The sequence below is a fragment of the Parabacteroides sp. AF17-3 genome (genome assembly GCF_003635445.1).
In the GTDB taxonomy this organism is placed as follows: domain Bacteria; phylum Bacteroidota; class Bacteroidia; order Bacteroidales; family Tannerellaceae; genus Parabacteroides; species Parabacteroides goldsteinii.
Map to the genome: position 1 here is coordinate 83,885 of NZ_QTMM01000005.1, position 23,542 is coordinate 107,426.

19 protein-coding genes are annotated in these 23,542 nt (G+C 42.5%); 17 read left to right on the forward strand and 2 right to left on the reverse strand.

What is annotated here, in order from left to right:
• The first annotated feature begins 8 nt into the window (after positions 1–8).
• The 3 genes from DWW91_RS07940 to DWW91_RS07950 are packed head-to-tail and all read left to right on the forward strand — an operon-like array spanning position 9 to position 3,218.
• Positions 9–587 carry a DUF3575 domain-containing protein gene (locus DWW91_RS07940; protein WP_122327521.1) on the forward strand — a complete coding sequence of 193 codons (579 nt, stop codon included), beginning with the start codon at positions 9–11 and terminating at the stop codon, positions 585–587.
• A gap of 13 nt (positions 588–600) precedes the next feature.
• Entirely contained in the window at positions 601–1,611 is a 1,011-nt protein-coding gene (locus DWW91_RS07945; protein ID WP_122327405.1) for a DUF3868 domain-containing protein, read from the forward strand.
• Positions 1,612–1,649: 38 nt separating this feature from the next.
• On the forward strand, positions 1,650–3,218 hold the full coding sequence (locus DWW91_RS07950; RefSeq protein ID WP_122327406.1) for an Mfa1 family fimbria major subunit: 1,569 nt from the start codon (positions 1,650–1,652) through the stop codon (positions 3,216–3,218).
• 100 nt (positions 3,219–3,318) lie between these two features.
• Here the strand turns inward: DWW91_RS07950 and DWW91_RS07955 are convergent, their stop codons facing one another.
• Positions 3,319–4,245, reverse strand: a complete 927-nt coding sequence (locus tag DWW91_RS07955; protein WP_007657016.1) for a magnesium transporter CorA family protein — start codon at positions 4,243–4,245, stop codon at positions 3,319–3,321.
• A 195-nt stretch (positions 4,246–4,440) separates the two neighbouring features.
• Between DWW91_RS07955 and dnaB the strand changes: the two genes are divergently transcribed.
• The 14 genes from dnaB to DWW91_RS08035 all read left to right on the forward strand — a co-directional run bounded on the left by dnaB (position 4,441) and on the right by DWW91_RS08035 (position 22,043).
• Positions 4,441–5,970: a replicative DNA helicase gene (gene dnaB, locus DWW91_RS07960; RefSeq protein WP_122327407.1), complete on the forward strand. Its 1,530-nt coding sequence runs from the start codon at positions 4,441–4,443 to the stop codon at positions 5,968–5,970.
• Positions 5,971–6,156: 186 nt separating this feature from the next.
• Entirely contained in the window at positions 6,157–6,435 is a 279-nt protein-coding gene (locus DWW91_RS07965; RefSeq protein ID WP_122327408.1) for an HU family DNA-binding protein, read from the forward strand.
• A 522-nt stretch (positions 6,436–6,957) separates the two neighbouring features.
• Entirely contained in the window at positions 6,958–8,757 is a 1,800-nt protein-coding gene (locus DWW91_RS07975; RefSeq protein ID WP_122327410.1) for a response regulator, read from the forward strand.
• A gap of 240 nt (positions 8,758–8,997) precedes the next feature.
• The gene (locus DWW91_RS07980) at positions 8,998–10,254 is read left to right on the forward strand and encodes a fimbrial protein (protein ID WP_122327411.1); all 1,257 of its coding nucleotides are present in this window, start codon (positions 8,998–9,000) and stop codon (positions 10,252–10,254) included.
• Between the two features lie 131 nt (positions 10,255–10,385).
• Complete coding sequence (locus tag DWW91_RS07985) at positions 10,386–11,531, forward strand: fimbrial protein (protein WP_122327412.1); 1,146 nt, start codon at positions 10,386–10,388, stop codon at positions 11,529–11,531.
• Between the two features lie 21 nt (positions 11,532–11,552).
• Positions 11,553–12,734: a fimbrial protein gene (locus tag DWW91_RS07990; RefSeq protein ID WP_122327413.1), complete on the forward strand. Its 1,182-nt coding sequence runs from the start codon at positions 11,553–11,555 to the stop codon at positions 12,732–12,734.
• A gap of 1 nt (position 12,735) precedes the next feature.
• Positions 12,736–13,632, forward strand: coding sequence for a FimB/Mfa2 family fimbrial subunit (locus DWW91_RS07995; RefSeq protein ID WP_122327522.1), 897 nt, complete (start codon positions 12,736–12,738; stop codon positions 13,630–13,632).
• A 30-nt stretch (positions 13,633–13,662) separates the two neighbouring features.
• Positions 13,663–14,796: a fimbrial protein gene (locus tag DWW91_RS08000; protein ID WP_122327414.1), complete on the forward strand. Its 1,134-nt coding sequence runs from the start codon at positions 13,663–13,665 to the stop codon at positions 14,794–14,796.
• Positions 14,797–14,808: 12 nt separating this feature from the next.
• Positions 14,809–15,987 (forward strand): fimbrial protein, encoded by a 1,179-nt coding sequence (locus DWW91_RS08005; protein ID WP_122327523.1) that lies wholly within the window; start codon positions 14,809–14,811, stop codon positions 15,985–15,987.
• 220 nt (positions 15,988–16,207) lie between these two features.
• Positions 16,208–16,999: a DUF6261 family protein gene (locus tag DWW91_RS08010; protein ID WP_122327415.1), complete on the forward strand. Its 792-nt coding sequence runs from the start codon at positions 16,208–16,210 to the stop codon at positions 16,997–16,999.
• A gap of 387 nt (positions 17,000–17,386) precedes the next feature.
• Positions 17,387–18,358: a hypothetical protein gene (locus DWW91_RS08020; RefSeq protein WP_122327417.1), complete on the forward strand. Its 972-nt coding sequence runs from the start codon at positions 17,387–17,389 to the stop codon at positions 18,356–18,358.
• 57 nt (positions 18,359–18,415) lie between these two features.
• Complete coding sequence (locus tag DWW91_RS08025) at positions 18,416–21,319, forward strand: DUF4906 domain-containing protein (RefSeq protein WP_122327418.1); 2,904 nt, start codon at positions 18,416–18,418, stop codon at positions 21,317–21,319.
• A gap of 13 nt (positions 21,320–21,332) precedes the next feature.
• On the forward strand, positions 21,333–21,644 hold the full coding sequence (locus DWW91_RS08030; protein WP_122327419.1) for an HU family DNA-binding protein: 312 nt from the start codon (positions 21,333–21,335) through the stop codon (positions 21,642–21,644).
• 18 nt (positions 21,645–21,662) lie between these two features.
• Positions 21,663–22,043: a hypothetical protein gene (locus DWW91_RS08035; RefSeq protein WP_233584441.1), complete on the forward strand. Its 381-nt coding sequence runs from the start codon at positions 21,663–21,665 to the stop codon at positions 22,041–22,043.
• Here the strand turns inward: DWW91_RS08035 and DWW91_RS08040 are convergent.
• Positions 22,040–23,479 carry a mechanosensitive ion channel family protein gene (locus tag DWW91_RS08040; protein WP_122327420.1) on the reverse strand — a complete coding sequence of 480 codons (1,440 nt, stop codon included), beginning with the start codon at positions 23,477–23,479 and terminating at the stop codon, positions 22,040–22,042. The genes DWW91_RS08035 and DWW91_RS08040 overlap by 4 nt on opposite strands.
• Positions 23,480–23,542 lie beyond the last annotated feature (63 nt).

The window sequence follows — 23,542 nt, forward strand, 5'->3', positions numbered from 1 at the left end:
GTAACATTATGAATTATTGCAATAAAGGTATTTTATTGTTTTATAAGCCTAAGTGTCTTTTGTTTATTGTTTTGATTATTAGTGTATTGCAAAAAATGAATTGTCAGAATATAGCAGTGAAAAGTAATGTTCTCTATGATTTGACGTCATCTTTGAATATCGGTGGGGAGATAAAATGTAATGATACCTATTCTATCAGTTCGATTATAAGTTATAATCCGTGGACTTTTGCTGATAACAGAAAGATGAAGCATCTTCTTATACAACCGGAGCTCAGGAAATGGTTTGGCGATGTTTTTCAGGGAAGTTTTGTCGGTATACAGGCTCATTATGCTCGTTTTAATGTCGGAGGGATATTATCCGATTATCGTTTTCAAGGAAATCTGGTTGGTGGCGGGGTTTCTTACGGATATCAATGGATGATAAGTCCGTTGTGGAATCTGGAGGCCAGCATTGCGTTTGGATATGCTTATTTGAGTTATGATAAGTACGGGCGGAAGGAGGGGGCATCTCTGATAGAAAAGGCGCATACGAATTATGTCGGTCCGACTCAGATAGGTCTCTCTTTAGTCTACTTTATACAATAAAAAAACGATAAATATGAAAATCAATTTGCTCGTGTTATTGGGCTTATTCTTTATTAGCAATTCTTTATCTGCAAAAGATATCGATGTGGAGATAAAATCGCAATCCTGTTTTGTGGAAGGGGATTCGCTAATGGTGTCGATAAAATACATGGTCAATGCGCATGATTTTGCATCAGACGAAGCCCTGACGCTTATTCCGGTTATTAAAGAAAACAGGCAGGAAAAAGAGTTGCCTCCTGTTTTATTAAATGGTAAAAAAAGACATCGTACTTATGAACGGAACCGGGTTTTAAATAAGAGAAAAGGAATTAAAGGCGAGGACTTTTTTCTTGTAAAGGAACTGTCGGAAAAAGAACCTTGTGAAATAGTCTATACTACTTCTGTTATTGTGGAGAACTGGATGCGTAAACCTGAGTTGTTTTTGAAAATGAACCGGTTGACTCATTCCGGGGAGATTGTTAGGGAAGAGGTCCGTTTGATGAAATCCGGTTTGTCTCCGGATAGCGGGAAACCGCTTGTTGTGGAGGGGGCCGTTTCTCCGTCGACAGTGTCCGGCCTGTCAGGATTAAAGGCATCTTATATTTCTCCTGAGAGCGATGCAACGGATATACGTAATCAGAAAGAGCTGAATTTTAATCTGGAGGAAGCCCGTGTAGTGGCTGAAATGAACCCTCAGATGCTTTCTTTGCGTGAGCTGTATATGGTTGCATTAAGCTATAAAAATGAACCGGAACAGTTTTATAAGATAATCGAAACAAGCGTCAGGATTTATCCGGCTCATCCGGTAGCCAACCAGAATGCGGCAGCGGCAGCCATCGAACAGGGAAACTGGCAGGCTGCCGGACAGTATCTGCAAATGGCGCCCCATGAAACGTTGGCCTATAAAAACTGTAAGGGTGTGTATGAATTAATGACCGGAAATTTGTATGAGGGTATCCGTTTGCTGAAGTCTGCAAAAGCGGAAGGCTCGGAAGAAGCCGGCATGAATCTGACATTATTTTTTGAGAATAATAAACGTCATTGAGTTAGTCTGGAATATTATTTACTAAATACTTTTATCGTATGAAAAACAAACTTTTTGTAAAATCGGTATGGCTGTTATGCCTGGCTTTGGGGCTGGCCGGATGCATTAATGATGCAGATGTTTTGCCGGAAGATAATTCCGGTTTTGTGGATGGAGGAGAAGGAAATGTCCGTTTTGCTTTCGTTGTGCCCAACAATTCTTCAACTAAAGCTGGGGATGCCGAAACTTCGGGTATTTATGAAACCGGAAATGCGAACGAATATAATGTGAAGTCGCTTAATGTCTACCTGTTTAATTCAGATACGAAGGCTTTATATAAAAAGATTCGGTTGGAAAATATAACGCGTACGGCCGGTCCGCAATTACCGGAAAATAGCTCATCCGGAAATCAAAACGAGCATGTAGTGAAATATACGGCCAACCGAGTGTTGATAGACCCGGGTACGTATGATATCTTTACGATTGCCAATGGAGATGTTACGGGGTCTTTCAGTACGGAAAATGAGTTTATAAACCTGGTGGATAGGTCTACTTATAAGGATGGTTTTGGAGTCTTGACCGAAGACGGCACATTGCAGATGACAAACCGTGCCGATAACAGCGGTTTGTATGATGGTACGACCGATTCAAATCTGAAAGTGACAGTTCGTGAGATTTTGCCGTCGGAGGAACCGGATATCGTGACTATCAATCTGGAACGTGTGATGGCTAAAGTCCTGGTCGGGCAGTCGAAAGAGGATTACAGCCTGGTTGACGGAAATGGAAAAGAGTATGTTTCCATCAGTCTGACCGGATTCCAGTATATCAATTTGAGCCGGTGGTTCTATACGTTTCGTCACACGGCGGTGCTGACAGCCAATAATGCTCCTTCTTCCTATACTATTGCTAATGGAAATTTTGGAGAGATAAATGCGAATAACGGTTATGTGATTGATCCTTATTTCTTTTCGAAAACGGTAGATGGGGCGAAAGGGTTTGATAATCCGGATGGTTATTATGCTTATCCATTGACCTCTGTGGCTGAAAGCTGGCAGTCGGTTCCGGTTGATGCGTTCCACGGTTTTTATTGTCTGGAGAATTGCATGTTTAAAACGGCACAGTTGAATGCTTATTCGACCGGAGTACGGTTTAAGGCAAGTTTTGTTCCCGGTACGCTTTGGGGAGAAGGTAAAGAAGCAACTAGTGCAAGACCTGATGCTATTTATTATGCGAACTATAAATTTTATAGCAGTATCAAAGCGATGAAAGATGCCGGACTTAAACTGGATGGCATTACGGAAGATTCGACTGATGAAGAGTTGGCTAAGTTCTTTGTGAAACGTTATCGGAAAGATCCGGAAGGTAACAATTATTATTGCTATTATAATTATTGGATCAGGCACCTGGATAATAACATGGAAAACGAGATGGGAGTTATGGAGTTTGCGATAGTACGAAATAATATTTACCGTTTGCTGGTGACGAATATTTCTGGACTTGGTTCCGGAACACCGGAGATCGATCCGGAAAAACCTGATGAATACGAAGCTTATCTGAAAATGGATTTTAATGTTTTACCCTGGATCGTCCGGAATCAGGGTGGGGACGGAGGCGCAACCCTTAAATAAGTATATCTCGTTTTTCGGGAGAACGATTTGTTTCCCGTCAAAACAAACCAAAAAGTCCCGGATATCCGGGACTTTTTTTGTATGAGTTTTTGTGTAATTATCAGAACCACTTGATCTTTCTGAAAATAAAGAATGCCAGAGCGGATAAGGTGATCGATAAAAGTACGATCGCAATAAGTCCGTGGGGAGCGTCTTCAATATAATTGACCACATTCATCCCGTAGAAGCTGGCAATCAGCGTTGGTACCATCAGGATAATAGAGATGGAGGTCATGCGCTTCATGATGGTATTCACGTTGTTGGAGATGATGGAGGCAAAAGCATCCATCGTTCCGGTAAGGATATCGCTGTAAATGTTCACCGTGAGGTGTGCCTGTTTTAACTCTGTTTCGACATCTTCCAACAGTTCCGCATCCATATACATCGGTTCCTGGAAAATGCTTTGCAGCTTCGAGAGCATCACTTCGTTTCCACGGATGGAAGTGTTGAAGTAAACCATACTTTTCTCCAGTTTCATCAACCGCAGGAGATCTTCGTTACGGATACTCTTTTCCAGGGCTTTTTCGGCACGTGCCACTTCGTTGTTAATCTGTTTCAGATATTTCAGGAACCAGACGGCCGATGAGTGGATCAGGCGCAGGATCAGGTCGTATTTATGACGTACCACAAGTTCTTTACGCCGGCTATAACGGATGAAATCAGGCAATAACTCGGTTTTGTGATAACATACCGAGATAATAATCTCATTGTTGGTGATGATACCGATCGGAACGGTGGTGAAGGGAATACCGCTTTCCTTACTCTGTACCGGGATACGCAGGATAGTCAGCAGCCAGTTTCCTTCATATTCGATACGCGGACGTTCGTCGGTATCGGCGATATCGCTCAGGAATGATTCGGGTACGTGAAATTGATTTAAAAGGTATTGGATGTCTTCGGGTGTAGGGCATTCTACATTTACCCAGCTGTTAGGAAGCCACTGGTCTTTCTCCACAAAACCGGCTTCACAATAAAGAAATGTTTTCATTATTGCCTCCTTTCGTTGTTAACACGAACAGAGGTAATAAGAAACCCCCGTCCGCTAATTTTTACTTGTTAATGTTTCTCGCGGAATACTGTCGTCCATAATTAGTTAATTACTTTTTACGGCTGCAAAGGTAAAAAAAAGGAATGAATACCAAATAAAAATCGTATTTTTGGTGTCCGAAAATTACAAAAGAGAATGGCAGAAGGAACTAAAAATACCGGGAGAGGAAACTCCGGAAGGGGAAAGCAAAAGCCTGTGGTCGTGCCCGATATGGGGCGTCTACAGCCACAGGCACGCGAGTTGGAAGAGGCCGTTTTAGGTGCCTTGATGCTTGAGAAGGATGCTTATTCGATCATTAGTGAGATATTGAAGCCGGAGTGCTTCTATGAAAAGTCACACGAGATGATCTATGCAGCTATTGTGGATCTGGCAGCCAGCCAGCGTCCGGTCGATATGCTGACCGTGACGGAACAGCTGAGGAAACGCGGCGAATTGGATCAGGTAGGCGGACCGTTTTATATTTCGCAGCTCACCAGTAAAGTTGCCAGTAGTGCGCATATCGAATATCATGCCCGTATCATCGCCCAGAAATATCTGGCAAGGGAGTTGATCTCTTTTACGGCCATGATACAGGGAAAGGCGTTTGATGAGACGATCGACGTGGAAGACCTGATGCAGGAGGCCGAAGGTAAATTGTTTGAGATTTCGCAACGGAATGTAAAGAAAGACGTGACCCAGATCAATCCGGTTATCAAGGATGCGATGGATATGTTGCAGAAAGCGGCAAACCAGAAAGAAGGTCTGAGCGGTACGCGTACCGGTTTCGATGCGTTGGATAAGATCACTTCGGGGTGGCAAAATTCCGACTTGATCATTATCGCTGCCCGTCCTGCGATGGGTAAGACGGCGTTTGTACTTTCGATGGCGAAGAATATGGCGGTGAACCATAATGTGCCGGTTGCTTTGTTCTCGCTTGAAATGAGTAACGTTCAGTTGGTAAACCGTCTGATCGTGAATGTATGTGAGATACCGGGTGAGAAGATTAAAAGCGGACGCCTGGAAAGCTATGAGTGGGAGCAGCTTGACTTCAAGATTAAGGAATTGTATGATGCTCCGATTTATGTGGATGATACGCCGAGTCTTTCGGTGTTCGAGTTGCGTACAAAGGCACGCCGTCTGGTGCGTGAACACGGGGTAAGATGTATTATCATCGACTACCTTCAGTTGATGAATGCAAGTGGTATGAGTTTCGGTAGCCGTGAGCAGGAGGTAAGTACCATCTCCCGTTCGTTGAAAGGGTTGGCGAAGGAACTGAATATCCCGATTATCGCACTTTCGCAGTTGAACCGTGGTGTGGAAAGCCGTCAGGGAGCTGAAGGAAAACGTCCGCAGTTGGCCGACCTTCGTGAATCCGGAGCGATCGAGCAGGATGCGGATATGGTTTGCTTTATCCATCGTCCCGAATATTATAAGATTACGGAAGATGAACGCGGTAACTCGCTGGTCGGTCTGGCGGAGATCATCATTGCCAAGCATCGTAACGGTGCGACGGGTGATGTGCGTCTGCGATTTAAGGGCGATTATGCGAAGTTCATGAATATTGATGAAGATGTGGCTGTACGTGAGTTTTCATCGAATATGAACAGTGACGATCCGTTACCTCCGATACCGCCTGCCGGTGCAGATTTCCTGAACCAGGGCAGTAGTAACGAGGTCCCGTTCTAATTAACAACAAATAAAATAATATGCGGCCTGTTCCCGGATTTGAAGGGGGACAGGCCGTATTTTTTTGTGAAAAAGCAAAAATAGAACATATTATGAAAAAAATGTAGATTGTGTAGTCTGATTGAAAATCGGAACTTTGTGACCGGTATAATAAATGAATTTTTCGCAGTTAATAATTAGTAGAGAATGAATAAAACACAAATCGTTAGAATGCTGGCAGAAAGGCTGGATATAACTTTGGTAGATAGTCGTATTTATCTGAATACGTTGTTGGATATTGTAGTTGAAGGGGTAATAACTGATGAAAAAGTAGGAATCCATGAGTTCGGCAAGATATTTATTTTACCTCAATCACGGAGACAGGTCCGGAATCCGAGAACGGGAGAGAAAGTGATGCTTGCTCCCCGTAAAACAATCCGTTTAAAACCGTGTGAAACCCTTATTGACAAGATCAATAAGCAATGAAAATGAACGGAGTTCATACAGAACTCCATATTTTTCGGAATCAAAGGTATAAAATAATCTGATATGAACTAATTCCAGGCTTTATTTTATAATGTGACCCTTATTTTACCCTTTTTCTTTCTCTTTTGTAACTTTACAGACCTGTTATTTGTCCGGTATCTTTACAGGAAAAAATAATTCCTGCCGATAGGGGCTGTCCTTCCTCTATTCTTTTATCATCTTTCATTATGTATCAATTTTGAACCTCGAATTTCTGTTGTTTTTCAACAGAAATTTATTGTCTATCTCTCTGAACCATAGTTCTGTATGGACTATGCACATATTGTATTCTAAAGTGTAAGTTGTTGTCTGTCAGTAGTTACGTGTGATTCATGTTCTACAATCGGACTCGTATGATTGGCTACCAGGAGACAATAATCAGCAGAAAATCCATAAAAAAGATACTGAACTTCTACTGAACAGCAGAAGATATGATAAATATCAACGATATCAGTAAATGAAAAATAGTAAATCTTGATATACATGGAAATGATCAATCAATTTCGGACACTTATCACTGTTTTGTTTGCCCATAAGCAGAAACAGGAAAATACAGAAAGAGTGGAAAATGGGGAAGAAGCTGCACTCAGACTGGAGAATGAAGAGTTGAAGCGTACCATTGATACGCTAACCATCAAGAACCGTGAGATACAGCAACTCATGGTACATAAAATCAGGGAGACAGACGATTGGGGCCATGAGCATGAAGCCAAATACAAAGAAGCTATCCGGAGAGCGGATGAACTGGAAAAACTCCATAACTCTTTCTTCGTTGAAGCAGTACATGAGATGCGTACGCCTCTCTCTCTGATATTGGGATGTTTAGGACAGTTGGTACAGAACCGCGAACTCGACGGTTTGGTTTCCACCCAGGTTCTTTCGGCCTATCGCAATACGCTTGCCTTGCAAGATATGATGTATCAGTTGCAGGATATTCGTCATGGCGACGATGTTGCTAACCATATGCGTATAGCCCGCTATGATCTGGTGGATATAACGAAGCAGATATGCGATCTGTTTGTCGATTGGATTGCCATGAACAATATCGATTTTAAGATCAATACGCAGACGCCTGTCTTATGGGTGTGGGTAGACCGCCGGAAGATGGAATATGCTTTACGTACTTTATTATCCAATTCGTTGAAGAATACATTCATGTACGGGAAAATCACGATCGACATAAAGGTGGTCAGGATAGATGGTAAAGCCTGTTGTTCCCTGAGTGTACATGATGACGGTCTGGATGCACAGGACAGTGCACGTATCGGTTTGAAACAGATTTCCGATATGGCAGAAACTGTTCATGCTAAATTTATTCAGGAAACGATGGAAGGGCAGAGCGGGACCCGTTGCACGATCCTGATCCCGCTGGGTAAACGGTCCTTGATGGAACTGCCCGTCGAATTTGTGGAACCGGATAGCGACCTGGTCAATCTGAATGAATTTCAGAAGGAAGAAATCGCCGGTTTCGTACAGCTTATCCCCCAGAAGAAAGAGACTGGGAAGAAACTACTGGTCATTGACGACAGCGACCAGATCCGTTGGTTCCTTAAACTTGCCCTGGGAAAAGAATACCGGATACTGGAGGCACACAATGGCGAGGAAGGTGTCATAATGGCGAAGAAAGAACGCCCCGACGGTATCCTGTGTGATGTGATGATGCCGGTAAAAGACGGATTTACGGCATGCCGGGAGATAAAGACGAATCCGGCAACCAGCCAGACGGTAGTGATTATGCTGACAGCCAAGGTGGAGAACGAAGATGTGATAGCCGGCATTGAGGCAGGAGCGGACGATTATATCACCAAGCCGTTCGACCTGGAGGTACTGCGCAGCAAATTGATCAGCCAGCTTAAACGTCGCGACCAGATGAGGGCATTCTATACGCAGTCGGCGCCGGACACGGAAGAGGCTGCTGTTGCCATGCCTGCTCCGCTCAATGAGATTGAGGTGGCGGGAAATGCTTTTATGAATAAAATAGTAAAGATTATCGAGGAGCATCTGGATGATCCGTGTTTTGATGCAAAATTTTTGGCGGATGAAATGAGTATGAGTATTCCGACGCTTTATCGCAGGGTAAAAGCGTTTTCAAATTGCAGTATCCTGGAACTGACGCGGAGTGTCCGCATCAAACATGCGGCTGAATTGATTTTACAGCAGCGGTATTCCATTATCGAGGTATGCGAAATGGTCGGATTTAATGATATGGCAACATTCCGCAAACGTTTTACTGAGCAATATGGTGTAAATCCTTCTCAATATGGGCAACCGACAAGGGTATAAAGCGTGGTATTCATTAAAACAAATGTAAATAAGCATAGGAATTTTTATCATTTAAAAATTACCGCTCATGGGTGATAAATATACCGACAGACCCTGCAAATAATGCTTTCTACATTTGCACTGTCAACATGAGACAATGTTACAGAAAACTTGATTATCCGAATAGTCAAAGAGAAATCTAAGTATGTAAAATAAGTATAGGGTAGTAAAATGATTTATCACTTTTAAAACATATAAGTTATGAAACTTCAAAATTTAATTTACGCAACTATGGTTGCTTGCGCTTTCAGCGCTTGTTCAAATGATGACGATCCTAATATCCCGGATCCGGCACAGGAGTTGGATGCTACTGTAACGGTAGCGTTTAATTCGATCGGCTCTAATGGCGGAGGGTTGAGAAGCCTTCAGACAAAGGGAGAGGGAGATAACCTATTTAACAAAATTGGGAAAATAGGTATTGCTGTGTTTAATGAAGGGGCAATGGATGGTATTATCGCCACTCATGGATTGATAAGTTATTCGGAACGTGAGAAAGTTACATCTGATGTAGATACTACAGCCTGTATTTCTGCAAAATCTGGTTCTGTAAAGATTTTGGTTGTTGCAAATCCTACCACTGACATGTTTAAGGATAAAACTGATTATAACGGTTTTTTAGAAGCAATTTCAGAAGATGCTATAAATAAAGAATCATTATTGATGTCAAGTGCCGTTTTAGATAATATAACTTTACTGAAAGGTAGAAACACGATTGCAGCTAATGCAAGTACTGTGTTTAAAACACCAGCAGGAGAAAGTAATACAGGAAATGTAGCAGGTACGAGTAATATTAAAGTATACCGTAATGTTGCAAGAATAGAAGTTCCGAGAATAACAGTGGAACCTCGTAGTGGATTCGGTAAAGATAAAACTGCGAAATTTACGTTGCAGGCTATCTATGCATCTAAGGTTCGTTCAGGGGTAATGGTATTTGGTGATGCGTCTACAGAATGGTGCCGGGTTACTAATACTGAGGCAGATTTGATTGATGGCGAAACTATTTATAATGATAAAAAAAATGCCTATCCTAATTATATAAAGAAATTCACAATGGATAATGTAGTGAATTATGGAGGAGGCAATAGTGGTTATTTAGATTTTGATGCAGATAAAACTATGCTATTTGTATATGACAATTCATCTGCAACTACTATTAGCAAAGATAATGCAACACGTCTCGTTATCAGAGGTACTTATGAATATACAACTGATGGTGGAGCAACAGCAAAATCAGAAAATGCATATTGGACTACTATTATCAATAATGACACTCCTCAAGGAGGTGACAATTTCGCTGCTCATAACGGTGTATTACGTAATGTTAAATACCTTGTTAATGTCAAGATTACTGGTCCTGGTAGTACATCAGAAGATCCAGACGGAAATGCAGCAAGTCTAACAGCTAATATTCAGGTTGTAGACTGGGGAGTAGTAGAACATAACCCTGACATCGACTAACAATCAATTATACTAGTTTAAGTTCAAATTTCCTTATTCGAAATTCTAACGAACCAATCCGGGGTAATTCCCGGGTTGGTTTCACTCTCAAAAAATATTCCGGTTTGACGATTTATAAAACAATATAATCTATGAATAGTAGGGTTTTATTTTACAATGTATTCCTGTTTCTCGCTTTGCTATCCTGTTCCCATGACGGGAATCCTGAGATAGACGAAACCGGAGATGCTACACTTTCATTACGCATCACGATTCCACAGATCGGAACCAGAGCCGCTGACTCCGGAATCGAAAGACTCTATGTGGCTATTTTCGGCACTTCCGGCGAGGATGCAGACAAATTGATCGTCTCCCGCGAAGCCACACAAACAGATACTTTTGAAGATATTACCCCGCTGAAAGCCGGGACTATCCGGATGCTGCTGGTCGCCAATGCACCCGAAGGTACTTTCGACGGTTTAACCACCTTGGACCAATTCCTGGCCCTTACCAAGACGATTGAAAACGAAGATACAGCCCCGACAATGAGTTCGGGAGTACAGACTTACACATTGAAGCCTGGAAAAAATACGATCGGTTTGCAGAAGACGGGAGCCAACCAGATCAGCGCTTCCCCGGTAACGATTTACCGTTTGATTGCCCGCGTTTATCTGAACAAACTGTTCCTGCATCCACTGGAAGAATATGGCAACGAAGCCAGCTTTAAACTGGAATCCGTGTTTATGGCAAATGTCAAAAATTATTCCCGTTATATCAGTATGGAAGGTTGGGGTGCTGTAGAAGTGACCGACCGCTCCCTTTCTGATTTCTTCCTTACAGGTGCAAATCCGGACGTTGAGGGCATTTATAAAGAAGGCTCTTCTAAACTGTCGGATAAGTTACTTACAACCTATAATTATGATTTCCGTACGGCTACTGACGAGACGGGCCTTATTGCTAACTGTGCTGCCAATACCTATACTGTTTTCGAAAATATGCAGGAAGCGACTTGGCATACGCTGCTGATCCTTCACGGAACTTACCATTATATCGACAAAAACGGGAATATCCGCAACGTGGATACCTATTATCCCGTAATTGTAAACCGACAGCACGATCAGATATCCAATGTGACGGATCATCTGTATGTGCGCCGCAACGTGATCTACTCTATTGATGTCGTTATCAAAGGCCCCGGTTCCGATACTCCGTTTGACCCATCCGATGATGCCACGCTGACAAGCATGATCGAAGTACAGGCATGGGGTGAGATTGTGGAGAATCCTTCAATTGATTAATACAGCTAAAATAAAACTGATATGAAACGAAATAAAATATATCTGTTCCTTTTATCCGGTCTATTGCTGGCGGCCTGTTCGAAGGAGGATGAACCGTCACCGACACCGGGTGGTGAGGATGCCTTTGCCACTGTTTCCGTAACGGTGGACGGCATTAACGGAACAAAAGCGACAAAAGCGGATGCAACGCAACCCGGTACTGATGCAGAAAATAAGATCAAAAATCTGACTGTTGTCTTCATTGATGAGAGTAAAAATGAAGTAATAGCCCACGGTTATCGGGAAATAGGAGAGGGCGAACAGAATACGACCGCCCGTGTCGGATTGAAAACCGGAACTTATAAAATGTTATTGCTGGCTAATACGAATAATATTTCTTCTTTCAAACCTTCCGACTATTATGATAAAATGGTTGCCAGTCTGGAAAAGCAAGGTAGTGAAAACGGGTTTGTTATGAGTAACATTCCCGAAAATATAGAAATAAAAGCCGGAGAAAATGAGATAAAAGCAAAGGATGGTACGCCTGTAAAGATTAAACGTCTGGTCGGCCGTATCGACCTTTCAAAACTAACAGTCGATTTTAAATATAATGATGGCGAAAGTGAGGGTAGTAAAGATAAGGATCTGCAAGGCATAACAGGACTTAAATTCCATTTAAAAAGAATTTTCTTGGCAAATGTCCGTCCGGAATCTTATTTGTTCGAAACAGAAGGACATTTCATCGAAAAAGAGGGTGGTTCTTATTTGCGTGGTATCGAAGATGATAGTTATTATAACAATGATAATTCTGAAATAGCTAAAGAAAGTACTTATGCACCTTATTTGAGTGAGAATAAAGAACCTAACAATGTCATTGAAATAAAGGAAGATGGATCCCTTGATAACGTTGCTTCTTTCTACGCAATGACAAATTCGGCAACGAAAGAGGTCGGCAGCTATCCTGTGATTCTTTATATCAAAGGTGATTTATACGATAGTGGAAATAAAAAGCCTGTCCTCTCTAACCGCTATTTCCGTATTAAATTGGCTAAAGGTGTTCAACGTAACACCCTTTATAAGATTGAAGCGACCATCCAGGGTAAAGGTTCACCCGAACCGGGAGACAATAAGGAGAATATAGACTTATCCGTTACCATCACCGTAAAGTCGTGGGAAGGAAAAACACTTGATGTGATCACTATAAATGAAGAAATCGAAATATAATATGAAACATATTAATCATACTTGTCGATGGTTGGCAGCCGCCGTCTGCGCTTCAACCCTATTGCTTTCTGGTTGTATCCAGGAGAATTTGCTAGCTTGTTATAAACTGACTTTAAAGGCGGAAAATGCGAAGGGCGATGACGTTACGGGAAGTGCCCTGTCAGATGCTTCCCTCTATGTTTTCGATGAAAATTACGAATACCTCCAGACCGTCCGCATGACGGAAGGACAAATACGCAATCGCGAAGAAATCAGACTGAATTATCCGGAAGATCGTAACCTACATGTGATAGCCTGGGGAAATCTGGCCGGAGAAAACCAGACTGTTACGGAAAGCGAGTTGATTGAAGAACTGAAGATCAAACTCAAAAGCCGTGACGGTCTGGCTCAGAAACCCGACGACCTGTTCTACGGAAACCGCCTGGTGCAGACCAAAGCGGGAGGCAGTCTCTACAATAACGATACGATCGTGGTCCGTCCTAAACTCTCGGAAGTCAATATCGTGACACAAAATATCAAATATGCCTTGAGGAAATATGACTCGCCGACCGATGCCGATTGTAATTACTACGTGGACCGTACGTTGGATGCGTTCAATTATCAGGGACAGTTGACCGGCGACAGTGTCTATTACCATCCTGAAGCCGACTGGGACAAGAACAAGGAATATTTCGCTCCCAACTACCGGATGTGTGCCGGCGAGAACCTGAACGTGCAACTGACAGCCGAAGGCAATACGCTGGCCGTTGCTACCCACGACGACGACGGCAAACCGTTGATCGCTCCCGAAGCCGCTGTGCTTTATGTCATCCTGCGTTTTGGTGAAGACGGCGCACTGCTTTCCGTCCGCCAGGCAATCCGTCCCTGGGGGACGGTGGACGACCATATCGAATTTTAAATCAATCAACAATTAAATCAGTCCAGAAAGATGATCCGATATAAATTACTTTTATCCATAGTTGTTGCCATCATGTTGGCTTCTTGTTCGAAAGACGACGGGCCAGTCACACCGCCGGTCGAACAGGCCACGCTTTCCGTCGGGTTGCAATTGCGCAGCCAGGCGGGAAGTAAGGCAACAGGCGACGACCAGAATGCCTTACCCGGCGAGAGTGACATTCACAACCTGAGCGCATTTGTTTTTAACAGCGACGGTTCTGCATTGATCGGCTACGGACGTGAGGAGAATCCCGATCCCGATAAGTTGGTCATTACCGATATAGAGACTACTCCCGAACGCGTTATGCTGGTCGTGCTGGCTAACCTTCCCGGAAGTGTAGATAGTTCGGTCGGTAATTATGCCGGTTTGCAGTCACGTCTGGTCGACCTTTCTTCACAGACACAGGAATCATTGACTTTCAGCACACAGGTGGTCCGTACGGAACAAGCGTTGGTGAAAGGGGAGGACAACCTGATCGGCTATACAGCCGGAACGAACATTGATAATATTTCCACCCCGCTGCTGCTTACCCGCATTGCCGCCCGTGTGGAAATGAATACGATCGAAACCCGTTTTGCCGGTTCCCCGCTGGAAGGGAAAACAGTGCGGATCGACCATATCGCCCTGGCAAATGTAAAAAGTAATTCATATTATTTCAGCGAAGGGGATTGGGGGAAAGTAGAAGTCCCCGCCGGACAGGCAAACCTGCTCTATGGGGCGGGCGTCACGGAAGCCGCTTCCCTTTTTGCCCCCGGTTCTCATCCGTCTGATTATCTCGGCAGTGATTTCAGCCTGACAATAACCGATAATACACCCAGTCTGACTCCGGTTTTTGAAACTTATGCCTTTGAGAACAGTTCGTCCGACACAGACCCTACATTGCTGGTCGTAAAGGCAACCCTGGTGGAAACGAACCAGACCCGCATTTTCACCTCGCCGATCAACCGCAATGGTGTGCTGAACGGTTACGACCATAACTATGTGAAACGTAATTATATCTACCGTCTCCACGTCACCTTCACGGAAACGAGTTTCGACCCCGACGAGAATGACGATGCCTCGCTTGACGTCCGTGTCGAAGTGGCGGGCTGGGGATATGTACATCAAACCGAAGAAGTAGAATAAAAAATGAACGATATGAAAACAATCAATATTACTCCCTTTCTGTTAGCATTAAGCCTCCTGGTATCCTGTTCGTCCGACGATGATAACGGTCCCGAAGTAATCGTGCCGCAGGATGCAACGTTGACATTGGCAATCGCTCCGGGTTCGGTACTGACGAAAGCCAAAGCGGGGGAGACGCAGGAAGGAGAAGCAAAGATCAATAACATGTATGCCGCCTTGTTCAAAGCCGATCAAACGTTGCTGACTTCCGCTTATGTGGATTTCAGCGGTCAGACCGGGAAAACTCCCGACACGATACGGATCAGCGCAAAAAGTGATACGCCATATACGTATGTCATCCTTGTCAATGTAGGGAACATCAAATGTTCAAGTATTGATGATCTGATGGAAAAAACGTATAATCTGGAAAATATAAGCGTGAATAACCAGCCGATGGGAAGTAAATTCCTGGAAATTACAAGTCTGAAACCGGGAACCAATTATTACGGGAAAGAAGATGTTTTCACGAATAAACCTGCTGAGTATTCTTTCTACAGTAAGAATAATATTGAGGTTTACCGCACCGCCAGCCGTATCGACTTTGAAAAGATCAGCCTCAAATGGAGTGAGGCAGATGCCGGTGACCTGCTGCAAGAAAATGCCCGTTTCTGCTTGAAGCAGGTATATGTTGTGGATGCAAAAAGTACGACTTACCTGGCGGACCGTAAGTATGGTGAGAATAACTACTCGGTAGAAATAACGTCTGATCCGGCCTATTTGCATGGCAAGCCGGGAGAAGATTATCTGGAATCCCTGAATTTATTTCCTCGGGAAGGGGACAACACTTCGGCGATTATTACGTCGGGGAAAGAATGGAATATCACGGAAAATCCGTTAAGATGTTACATCACCGAAAATACGGATAAAACAAAACCGACCATGTTGGTTTTGAAGGGGGATATACTTCATGAGAATACTGATGAACCGATCCTGTCGGACCGTTATTATTTTGTCAAACTGTTGAATTTGATCGATAGTGATAATAAAGAAACGATATATCCCGGTGTAATCCGCAATAAGGTAATCCGTATCAGCGCTACGATCACCGGAAAAGGCTCCGGCGATGAGGAGTATAAGGAGAATGCTTATGTTACGGTAACCGTCACTCCCGAAAACTGGTCGGTCGAGACACAACATGAAAATGTAAACTGATAAAAAACTTTTGCAGCGCTGCAAACCTTCCATACACTCGTGTAACGGTTCTTGCAGCGCTGCAAAAGTTCCAAACACGACTGCGCGGACGTTTTGCAGTGCTACAAAAGGCAAAACACGGTTGCGCGGACAGTTTGCAGTACTGCAAAAGCCTCAAACAGGACTGTATGGACGCTGTGCAGCACTGCAAGATCAATAAATCATTAAAATCATAAATAACATGGAAATTAGCACAATCAGTGTCGGCCGTTTGAATAACGGAGCACATTACCTTTACAATGTCGATTTTTATAGCCGTATCGATGCCGATACGGCAGTAAAAGGTAAACTTACGGAAGTTTTACCCGCTTATAAACAAGCCATCGACAATGAAGATCTCGCCTTGAAAATTTCGCAGAAAAGCCTGAACTCAGACAAGATAGACGAATATGATAAACAACGTGACACTCTTTTCATGGCGATAAAAGCGGTTGTGAAGGCACAAATGTCTGTTGCTGATCCGGAAGTTCACGATGCGGCTGTCAAGATCAACCAGTTGATCATTGATTACAAACTGAATGTAAGAGGCCAGTTGGATAAAGAGACCGGCCTGTTGATCAATATTATATACGACCTGGAAAATAAGTATGCGGCCGAAGTCCGTAAACTCGGACTGGACCTGTTTCTCACCCAGTTGAAGGATTCAAACCTCAGTGTCCGCAATTATACCGACAGCCGTAATAAAGAATTGCTCGATAAGCCTGATTATAAATTGGCCGAAGCCCGCAAGGCGACCGATGCGGCTTACCAGAAAGTAGTCAGAATGATCAATGCGCATGCCGTATTGGAAGGGGAGGCCCTTTACAAAAACCTGATCATGTTGCAGAACCAGGAAATAGTACATTATAAACAGCAAGTTCTGAAACAATCTGTCCCTCCGTCGACCGGAGGTCCGGTACGCCCAACCGAACCAGACACTCCAACCGATCCGGAAACTCCGGGAGGCGGAGGTGACCGTCCGGAAATTGAATAGATATTGAATAAATAGTTAGTGTTGTATTTTTGAGAAGAAAAGGGGAACGCAGGTTATTAGCCGGTCGTTTCCCTTTTTTCTGTAATAAATGCCACCTTTAGGAAGGTATTCATAAAAAACATTGCTTTTCTCAGTTACCAAGGCGTTTTTATCAATTTGGTGAGAATAAATTATTGTTGATTTTTTTCGGTCGTTTGTTTTCGCTTAATGACCCTGTTTTGCAGGGTAAATTTATCGTTTTCATAGGGTGTTTTTATCAAAATCAAGGCTTTAAAAAATACCGTACCACCCTGTAATATTTGCCTATCGTCCGCTATTTGCCATCGCCGTACATTTGCATTGTAATCGTAAGGGTAAAATTTTAATTCGTAAAAAACATTCATTCCTATGAACGCAAAAAATATCATCTTAGCAATTTTAATGGTTCTGTCATTCGCAGCCTGTTCTTCTGATATCGAAGGTCTCGACGACAACATGACAAATACAAGCGCAAATAACGGCGAAACTTCTATATCTGTACGCATGACAACAGACGGTATCAGTACGAAAAGCAACGGTCAGAGCGGATTGGCTATTAATAATTTCGTGATAGCTGTTTTTGAAGCTGCCTCAGGACAACGTATCGGTTATGCCGACAACAATAGTAATGTTAGCGGAGGGGCTGTGACAGAAGTAAAGGTTGTTGATATCGATACAAAAGAAGGTTTGGTAAATGTAGTAGTTGTTGCCAATGCAGGTATCGACCAATTCAAGAATATATATACTTATGAAGAGTTCGGAAATCAGATTGTGAGAGACAACTTGAATGATCTGGTTAAGGTTGGAACGACAACTCAATCTTTATCGAAAGACGGGAAAAACAAGGTGGATATTAAACTGTCTCAGTTAACGGCTCGCGTAAAAGTAGATTTGAAGTATGAAACCACGGGTGTAATTGCTGATGATGAAGTTGCTATCTCTTTCATTGCAACAAACTACTCATATAATGCTGCAACTGCATCGACCATATTGAATCCGGAGAATAATGCTGAAAATCTGGTAGGTCAAGATTTTTCAAAGAATTCTGTTAATGCAAGTTCTTTTTATTATGATACTTATAGAATGAATAATCCTGAACTTTCCGTTACGACAAGCCTGTCGGTTACTGTTAAAGGCGCAGTAGTTAAAGAGGGTGAAACCAAGGTCACTGTTACTTTTACTTGTGGTTCCGATGTTTTGAGATGCCTGGAAAATGGAAAAGTGTATACTCAGGTGATCACGGTTAAAATCAATTTTAATATCAGCCGACCAACAGATGTTACACTAGAATATGAAGTTGCTCCGGTTCGTGAAATCGAAAATGAAATAACTTTTGGATAATCCCTTCTTCTAACAATATATTTTACAACTAATAGGAATAACTTAAATAACAACATTATGATACATTCAACTAAAAATATACTTTATCTGCTGCTTAGCCTATTGGCATGCACGGCTTGTTCGGATGAAACATTGATAAATGGGCAAGGAAAAGTAGAGGAGGGTGTTCCGGTAACGGCTACTTTGTTTTTCAGCACGTCAGACCCGGCGAAAATTGAAACGAAAGCAACTGATATCGACGGATCGAATAAAGTCAGTTCACTGGCTATCTTTATTTTCAAAAAGGGAAAAGACGGGAGTTATACAATTGATGGGAAAAAAATTTGTAGCACAGTAGAAATTAATAATAAAAATATTTCTGTTCCAACAACTTCCGGTCTCCGCTATGTTTATGCGGTTGCCAACTATAAAAGTTCTTTGTATACGATCACAGATGATCAGTTAAATGCGATCAGTACTATCGATGATTTGAAAGCCTTGTCCGTAACCTTGCCGGTAAACAAGGATGGTTCCAGTATTTCAGTGCTTGACGGAGTTTTCTTGATGAGTGGTTGTGTAGTAGCAAAGGATAATAACAAAATTGATTTTGATACTCCCTGTACTATCGCTACAGACGGTACGGTAAATGGCCGGATACTTTTGCAACGGATCATGTCATCCATCCAATTTAAAGTGATGGCAGCAAAAGAAAATACAACATTTGTAGCCGATAGTTGGCAGGTTAAGAATATACCTCAATCTTCCTATGTCTTTGAACGGACTTCAACACCTTATGAAGATTATAAGGGTGGCTTCGATAAATCGAAAGTAAGCTCTGTTTTTGAGAAAAAAGATACGGTAGTGAATAGTTTGAATACATCATCATATAATTTCTCATTCCTGATGATGGAAAATCGGAAAACAGCCGATAAAGAAATTAATGATTATGACATGAGGGAAAAAATGGATGGTCCCGAAAGCTTCTCTAATGCTCCTGAAAACTCCACTTATATCGTTTTGAAAGGTACTTATACCGGACAAACAGATAAGCCAATCGGAACAGATGGTAAACCGGATAAAAACGTAACAGCTTATACCACCTATTATATCCATGTAGGAAATTGGAATCCCCAATATGAAGGGACTAACAAGGATTTTAAGATTTTCCGGAATACCCGTTATATCTATACCGTTAAAGTAGTCGGAGTAGATAAAATAATCGTTGAAGTAGAATCGGATCTTGAAGAGGAAGAATCCTGGGGCAGTGACGGAGACATATATGTAGCTAGCAATCAAGTCAACATCTTTGATGCGCATTATGGGACAACGGTAATTTCGTTCTCAAAATTAATGATACGTGATTTAATTAACCGATATGCCACAAACTCTGGAAGAACATGTGATTTAAAGATGTTCAAAGATAGTTTTCAGATTGTCGGGGCTACTCCGAGAGGTGATTTCAGACCAAGTACTAAAGATAGCGATCTTGATTGGGTTACCTATAAAAGGAATACAGATGATGGTACAAATTTTATGAAATATAAAGAGAATGAATCGGATGCCCCTTTGGATATTAATGGATTTAAGGAAAATCTTTATAATGCCGGTTTAAATTATAAAGGTAATGATTCGGGCGATAGTGCCCGTTACACTTGTTTCATCGACGAGTATTTCTATACAGGTTTGCCACTGGATAAATTTGTCAACCAGCAGCCGCGTTCAATTAACATTTTGACCTATTATAAACATAATACAGAATCGTCTAGTAGTAGTTCTATCAACATGTCTGCTTATACGTTTGTGCAACGTCCTATTTATACGATTTATGATTTGGATAGAGTGCAGAATAACAATGTAAATGGATGGGGTACGGAAAGCATACAGGAAACCGAGAATTTGCCATCAAAGGGAATATCTGTTGTTAGTAAAAGTCGTGGTAAAGGTGAATACGATGATTGGAAGAATAGTTTTGACCAGGGACGTCAAAATATGTCTGAATGGATAGCAAAAATGCATTATAGTGGAATTGTAGATTGGAGCTGGACTTGGGAAACATTTCTTGATTATACAAATAATGAATTAAATAGTGATTATAAGTATGCTCAATATGCATGTCTGGCTAAAAATCGTGATTTGAATGGTAATGGTGTTATTGATGATGACGAATTACGTTGGTATCTTCCCGCAGTTAATCAATATACGGCTCTTGTCATAGGTGGTGACATTCTACCGGAAGATGTACGATTGTACAGGGATACGGATAAAGATGTTGCTTCAGGACATACTTATGTAGGTAGTACTGTTAATGCAAATCCGACTATTGATACTAGAATTAATCCAAATGCTCTCGATTATTATGTCCTTTTGGCGAATGAAGGACTTTCCATTTCTTATCGGAAAGATAATAAAAATTCTTATCGTTGTGTTCGCAATTTAAGAGAGGTGACTGCCTCTGTAGCAGATATAGCAATTGCTCCTGATGGGTATTATACTAATAATAATATAGCGAAATCTTTCTCTTTTGAGAACTTGAATCCAAGAGTAAAACGTGGGAATGTAAATAGTGCATTAACTCCAGGGCATACTAGTTTAGATGAGGAGAATCGTTTGCCAAATGCATTTGAGATTAGACAAACAATGGAATCATTGCCAGCAGATTTTACAGCTAAACAAGCAAACTGGGAAAATCCTTGTGCCTATGCGGATCTGGGTTGGCGTATTCCCAATCAAAAAGAATTGGCAATAATGGTTTTCCATAGAAAACCAGGAGCTGGTCAAGATTATAATACTTATTTCAGTTGTACAAAAAATGCTTATGCTGAAGATTCCTATTGTGCATATAGAGGAAATACAGTGGAAATTCAGTCCATGGGAATATGGCCTGGTAGTACTTCTTATTACTATTACTATTACCCTGATAATCCTGCTCATCCCCAAAAGGTAACATTTAATATACGTTGTATAAGAGATATTGTAAGATAAAATAATATGTACTATGAACCGAACAAACTTAATCAAAAAAATAGCCGACAGGCTCCTAATAGAGGAGGAGAAAGCCGGACTCTTTATCAGAGTGTGGGAAGAAGAGGTGGAGAATGCTTTGATCCGGGAGGGCGAAGTGGGGTTGATGGGATTTGGCTCATTCACTTTGTGGAAGCAGACAGGGAGGCCGGGACGTAATCCCAGGGATAATACATTCTGTATGATCGCTCCCCGCAATAGCGTGAAATTCAAACTGGGCAAATTCCTACTGGAACATCTGAACAACCAGACGGAAAAACCAGATGAAAAAGGAAAGGAAAAATAGATATTAAACACTAGGGTAATGAAAACAGAAAAAAGTATTGTAACTCAACTTTATATTATGAGACAAGCATCTGACGTAGAATTAATCTTATCCAACGAAGTAGATAATGAAAAGTACGTTTACCTCTATCTTGAAGGAGATTGCTGGTGTGCTTATGAACGTTCGGCTTATTATCTGGCTATGGAGTTTCCTGTTGTCCTCGATAAGGAAATAGTGCATGGTGGTTACGAAGTCATTCTGATGAAGGCTTCTTTCAAAGTCGATAAAATGCAGCTTCCCCTGTTTCGCAAGGCTGTCTTGCGTACAGTGGCAGACGATCGCCTTCTCTTTCAGATTCCCCGTACCATCGAGGGTTTTGTGGAATGGAAAGAACAACAATTAGAAGGATTGCCGGCTTAATCGGTTGCCGGCTTTTCCTTGGGGATCGTTGAGGCATTCCCGTTCCTGAACGCTGTATAGTGGGGCGACAGGATCTCGACACCGGCCTTATCAAAACAGTCCTGGATGTTCTGATGCAGGTCCGAATAGATGCTTGTCATCTTGTCCGCTTCCTGGATATAAGCGTTGATCTGATAAACGGGGTAGAAGTCGCTCAGGGACGTTTCGAGGACGAAAGGAGCCGGTTCGGGCATCACTCCGGGCGTTGCCTTGGCTGCCTCGATCAGAAGCTGGTGCACCTGCCGCCACGGTGTGTCATAGCCGATCGTCACTTCGGAATGGATGATAAGTCCGTAACTTCTGGCCGACGAACTGTAATTGACCGTCTGTGAAGACATGATGAATGAGTTCGGTATCGTTACGATCTCGTTCTTTATCGTGCGGAGGCGGGTGACGAACGCTGTCTTTTCGATTACATTACCCACCGTATCGTTCAGTTTGATCCGGTCGCCCTGTTTGAAAGCACGCATATAAGTGATAACGAATCCGGCAATAATATTCCCGATCACCGTGCTCGACCCCAACGAAACGATCAGCCCGACAAAGACCGATACTCCCTGGAACACGCCCGAATTGGCGCCCGGCAAATAAGGATAAATCATGGCGATCATAAACGCATACAGCAGGAATCGGACGATATGGTAGGTCGGCATCGCCCAGTCCGCATAAAAGCCGTTAATCTTCAGCCTTCCCGCATCTATTTCCGTTGCCAGGTAACGGATTCCCCGGATAATATATTTTATAGCCAGGCAGATCACGATGATTGTGAACAGGTTGGGGATATAATCCAGAATACCTACCAGGATGCTTTTTACCGGATTCCAGATGTAATAAGCGATTTTGTAGGCAAGCTCTTTGGTCTGCGGGAAGATCGAGAAGAGGATAGGGATCGTCAGCACCAGCAGGATGAAAAGCAGCAGGTAGCGGACGATACTTGCCATGAAGACCAGCAGTTTGACCTGCTTTTGCGTATCCAGTATCTCGTAGTTCTGGATGGAGATTGGCTTCAACTTGGTATCTTTCAGTTGTTGGATGCGTGCTTTGGCTTTTTGGTAGAGCCAGGAAGAAAGGCGGAACAGCAGGTATTGTCCCAGCAGCACCAGCATGAAATAGAGGGCGTGTTTTCCCGTTTCCCACCAATTTTCATGGAGTTTGCTGCCCCTTAATTGCGCAACCGTTTCCTGGTGCAACGAATCCAGTTTCTGGATTTGTCCGGCTTTCAGTTTGAAGGCGGCGTCTGTCTTTTGTATGGCGGACGAGTCGGTATGCGTCAGAGCCGTATCGGCCGAGAAAATATCCTTGATTACTTTTTGCAGTTGGGCGTTTGCCGTTGTGTGCAGGAATAATAAGAGCAGGAAAATGTATAAAGTTTTGTGCCGTTTCATTTTGACGTTCATTTTTATTGTTGATTTACATACAACAAAAAGAAACGGGATAGGTTAAGTGAAAAAAAATTATAA

Bases quoted from the DNA above. Each gene is read 5' to 3' on its own strand.
- DWW91_RS07980 (WP_122327411.1), top strand. From the start codon at position 8,998: ATGAAACTTCAAAATTTAATTTACGCAACTATGGTTGCTTGCGCTTTC.
- DWW91_RS08010 (WP_122327415.1), top strand. From the start codon at position 16,208: ATGGAAATTAGCACAATCAGTGTCGGCCGTTTGAATAACGGAGCACAT.
- DWW91_RS08005 (WP_122327523.1), top strand. From the start codon at position 14,809: ATGAAAACAATCAATATTACTCCCTTTCTGTTAGCATTAAGCCTCCTG.
- DWW91_RS07945 (WP_122327405.1), top strand. From the start codon at position 601: ATGAAAATCAATTTGCTCGTGTTATTGGGCTTATTCTTTATTAGCAAT.
- DWW91_RS08025 (WP_122327418.1), top strand. From the start codon at position 18,416: ATGATACATTCAACTAAAAATATACTTTATCTGCTGCTTAGCCTATTG.
- DWW91_RS07975 (WP_122327410.1), top strand. From the start codon at position 6,958: ATGGAAATGATCAATCAATTTCGGACACTTATCACTGTTTTGTTTGCC.
- dnaB (WP_122327407.1), top strand. From the start codon at position 4,441: ATGGCAGAAGGAACTAAAAATACCGGGAGAGGAAACTCCGGAAGGGGA.
- DWW91_RS07965 (WP_122327408.1), top strand. From the start codon at position 6,157: ATGAATAAAACACAAATCGTTAGAATGCTGGCAGAAAGGCTGGATATA.
- DWW91_RS07940 (WP_122327521.1), top strand. From the start codon at position 9: ATGAATTATTGCAATAAAGGTATTTTATTGTTTTATAAGCCTAAGTGT.
- DWW91_RS08020 (WP_122327417.1), top strand. From the start codon at position 17,387: ATGAACGCAAAAAATATCATCTTAGCAATTTTAATGGTTCTGTCATTC.
- DWW91_RS07955 (WP_007657016.1), bottom strand. From the start codon at position 4,245: ATGAAAACATTTCTTTATTGTGAAGCCGGTTTTGTGGAGAAAGACCAG.
- DWW91_RS08040 (WP_122327420.1), bottom strand. From the start codon at position 23,479: ATGAACGTCAAAATGAAACGGCACAAAACTTTATACATTTTCCTGCTC.
- DWW91_RS08030 (WP_122327419.1), top strand. From the start codon at position 21,333: ATGAACCGAACAAACTTAATCAAAAAAATAGCCGACAGGCTCCTAATA.
- DWW91_RS07990 (WP_122327413.1), top strand. From the start codon at position 11,553: ATGAAACGAAATAAAATATATCTGTTCCTTTTATCCGGTCTATTGCTG.
- DWW91_RS08000 (WP_122327414.1), top strand. From the start codon at position 13,663: ATGATCCGATATAAATTACTTTTATCCATAGTTGTTGCCATCATGTTG.
- DWW91_RS07950 (WP_122327406.1), top strand. From the start codon at position 1,650: ATGAAAAACAAACTTTTTGTAAAATCGGTATGGCTGTTATGCCTGGCT.
- DWW91_RS08035 (WP_233584441.1), top strand. From the start codon at position 21,663: ATGAAAACAGAAAAAAGTATTGTAACTCAACTTTATATTATGAGACAA.
- DWW91_RS07985 (WP_122327412.1), top strand. From the start codon at position 10,386: ATGAATAGTAGGGTTTTATTTTACAATGTATTCCTGTTTCTCGCTTTG.
- DWW91_RS07995 (WP_122327522.1), top strand. From the start codon at position 12,736: ATGAAACATATTAATCATACTTGTCGATGGTTGGCAGCCGCCGTCTGC.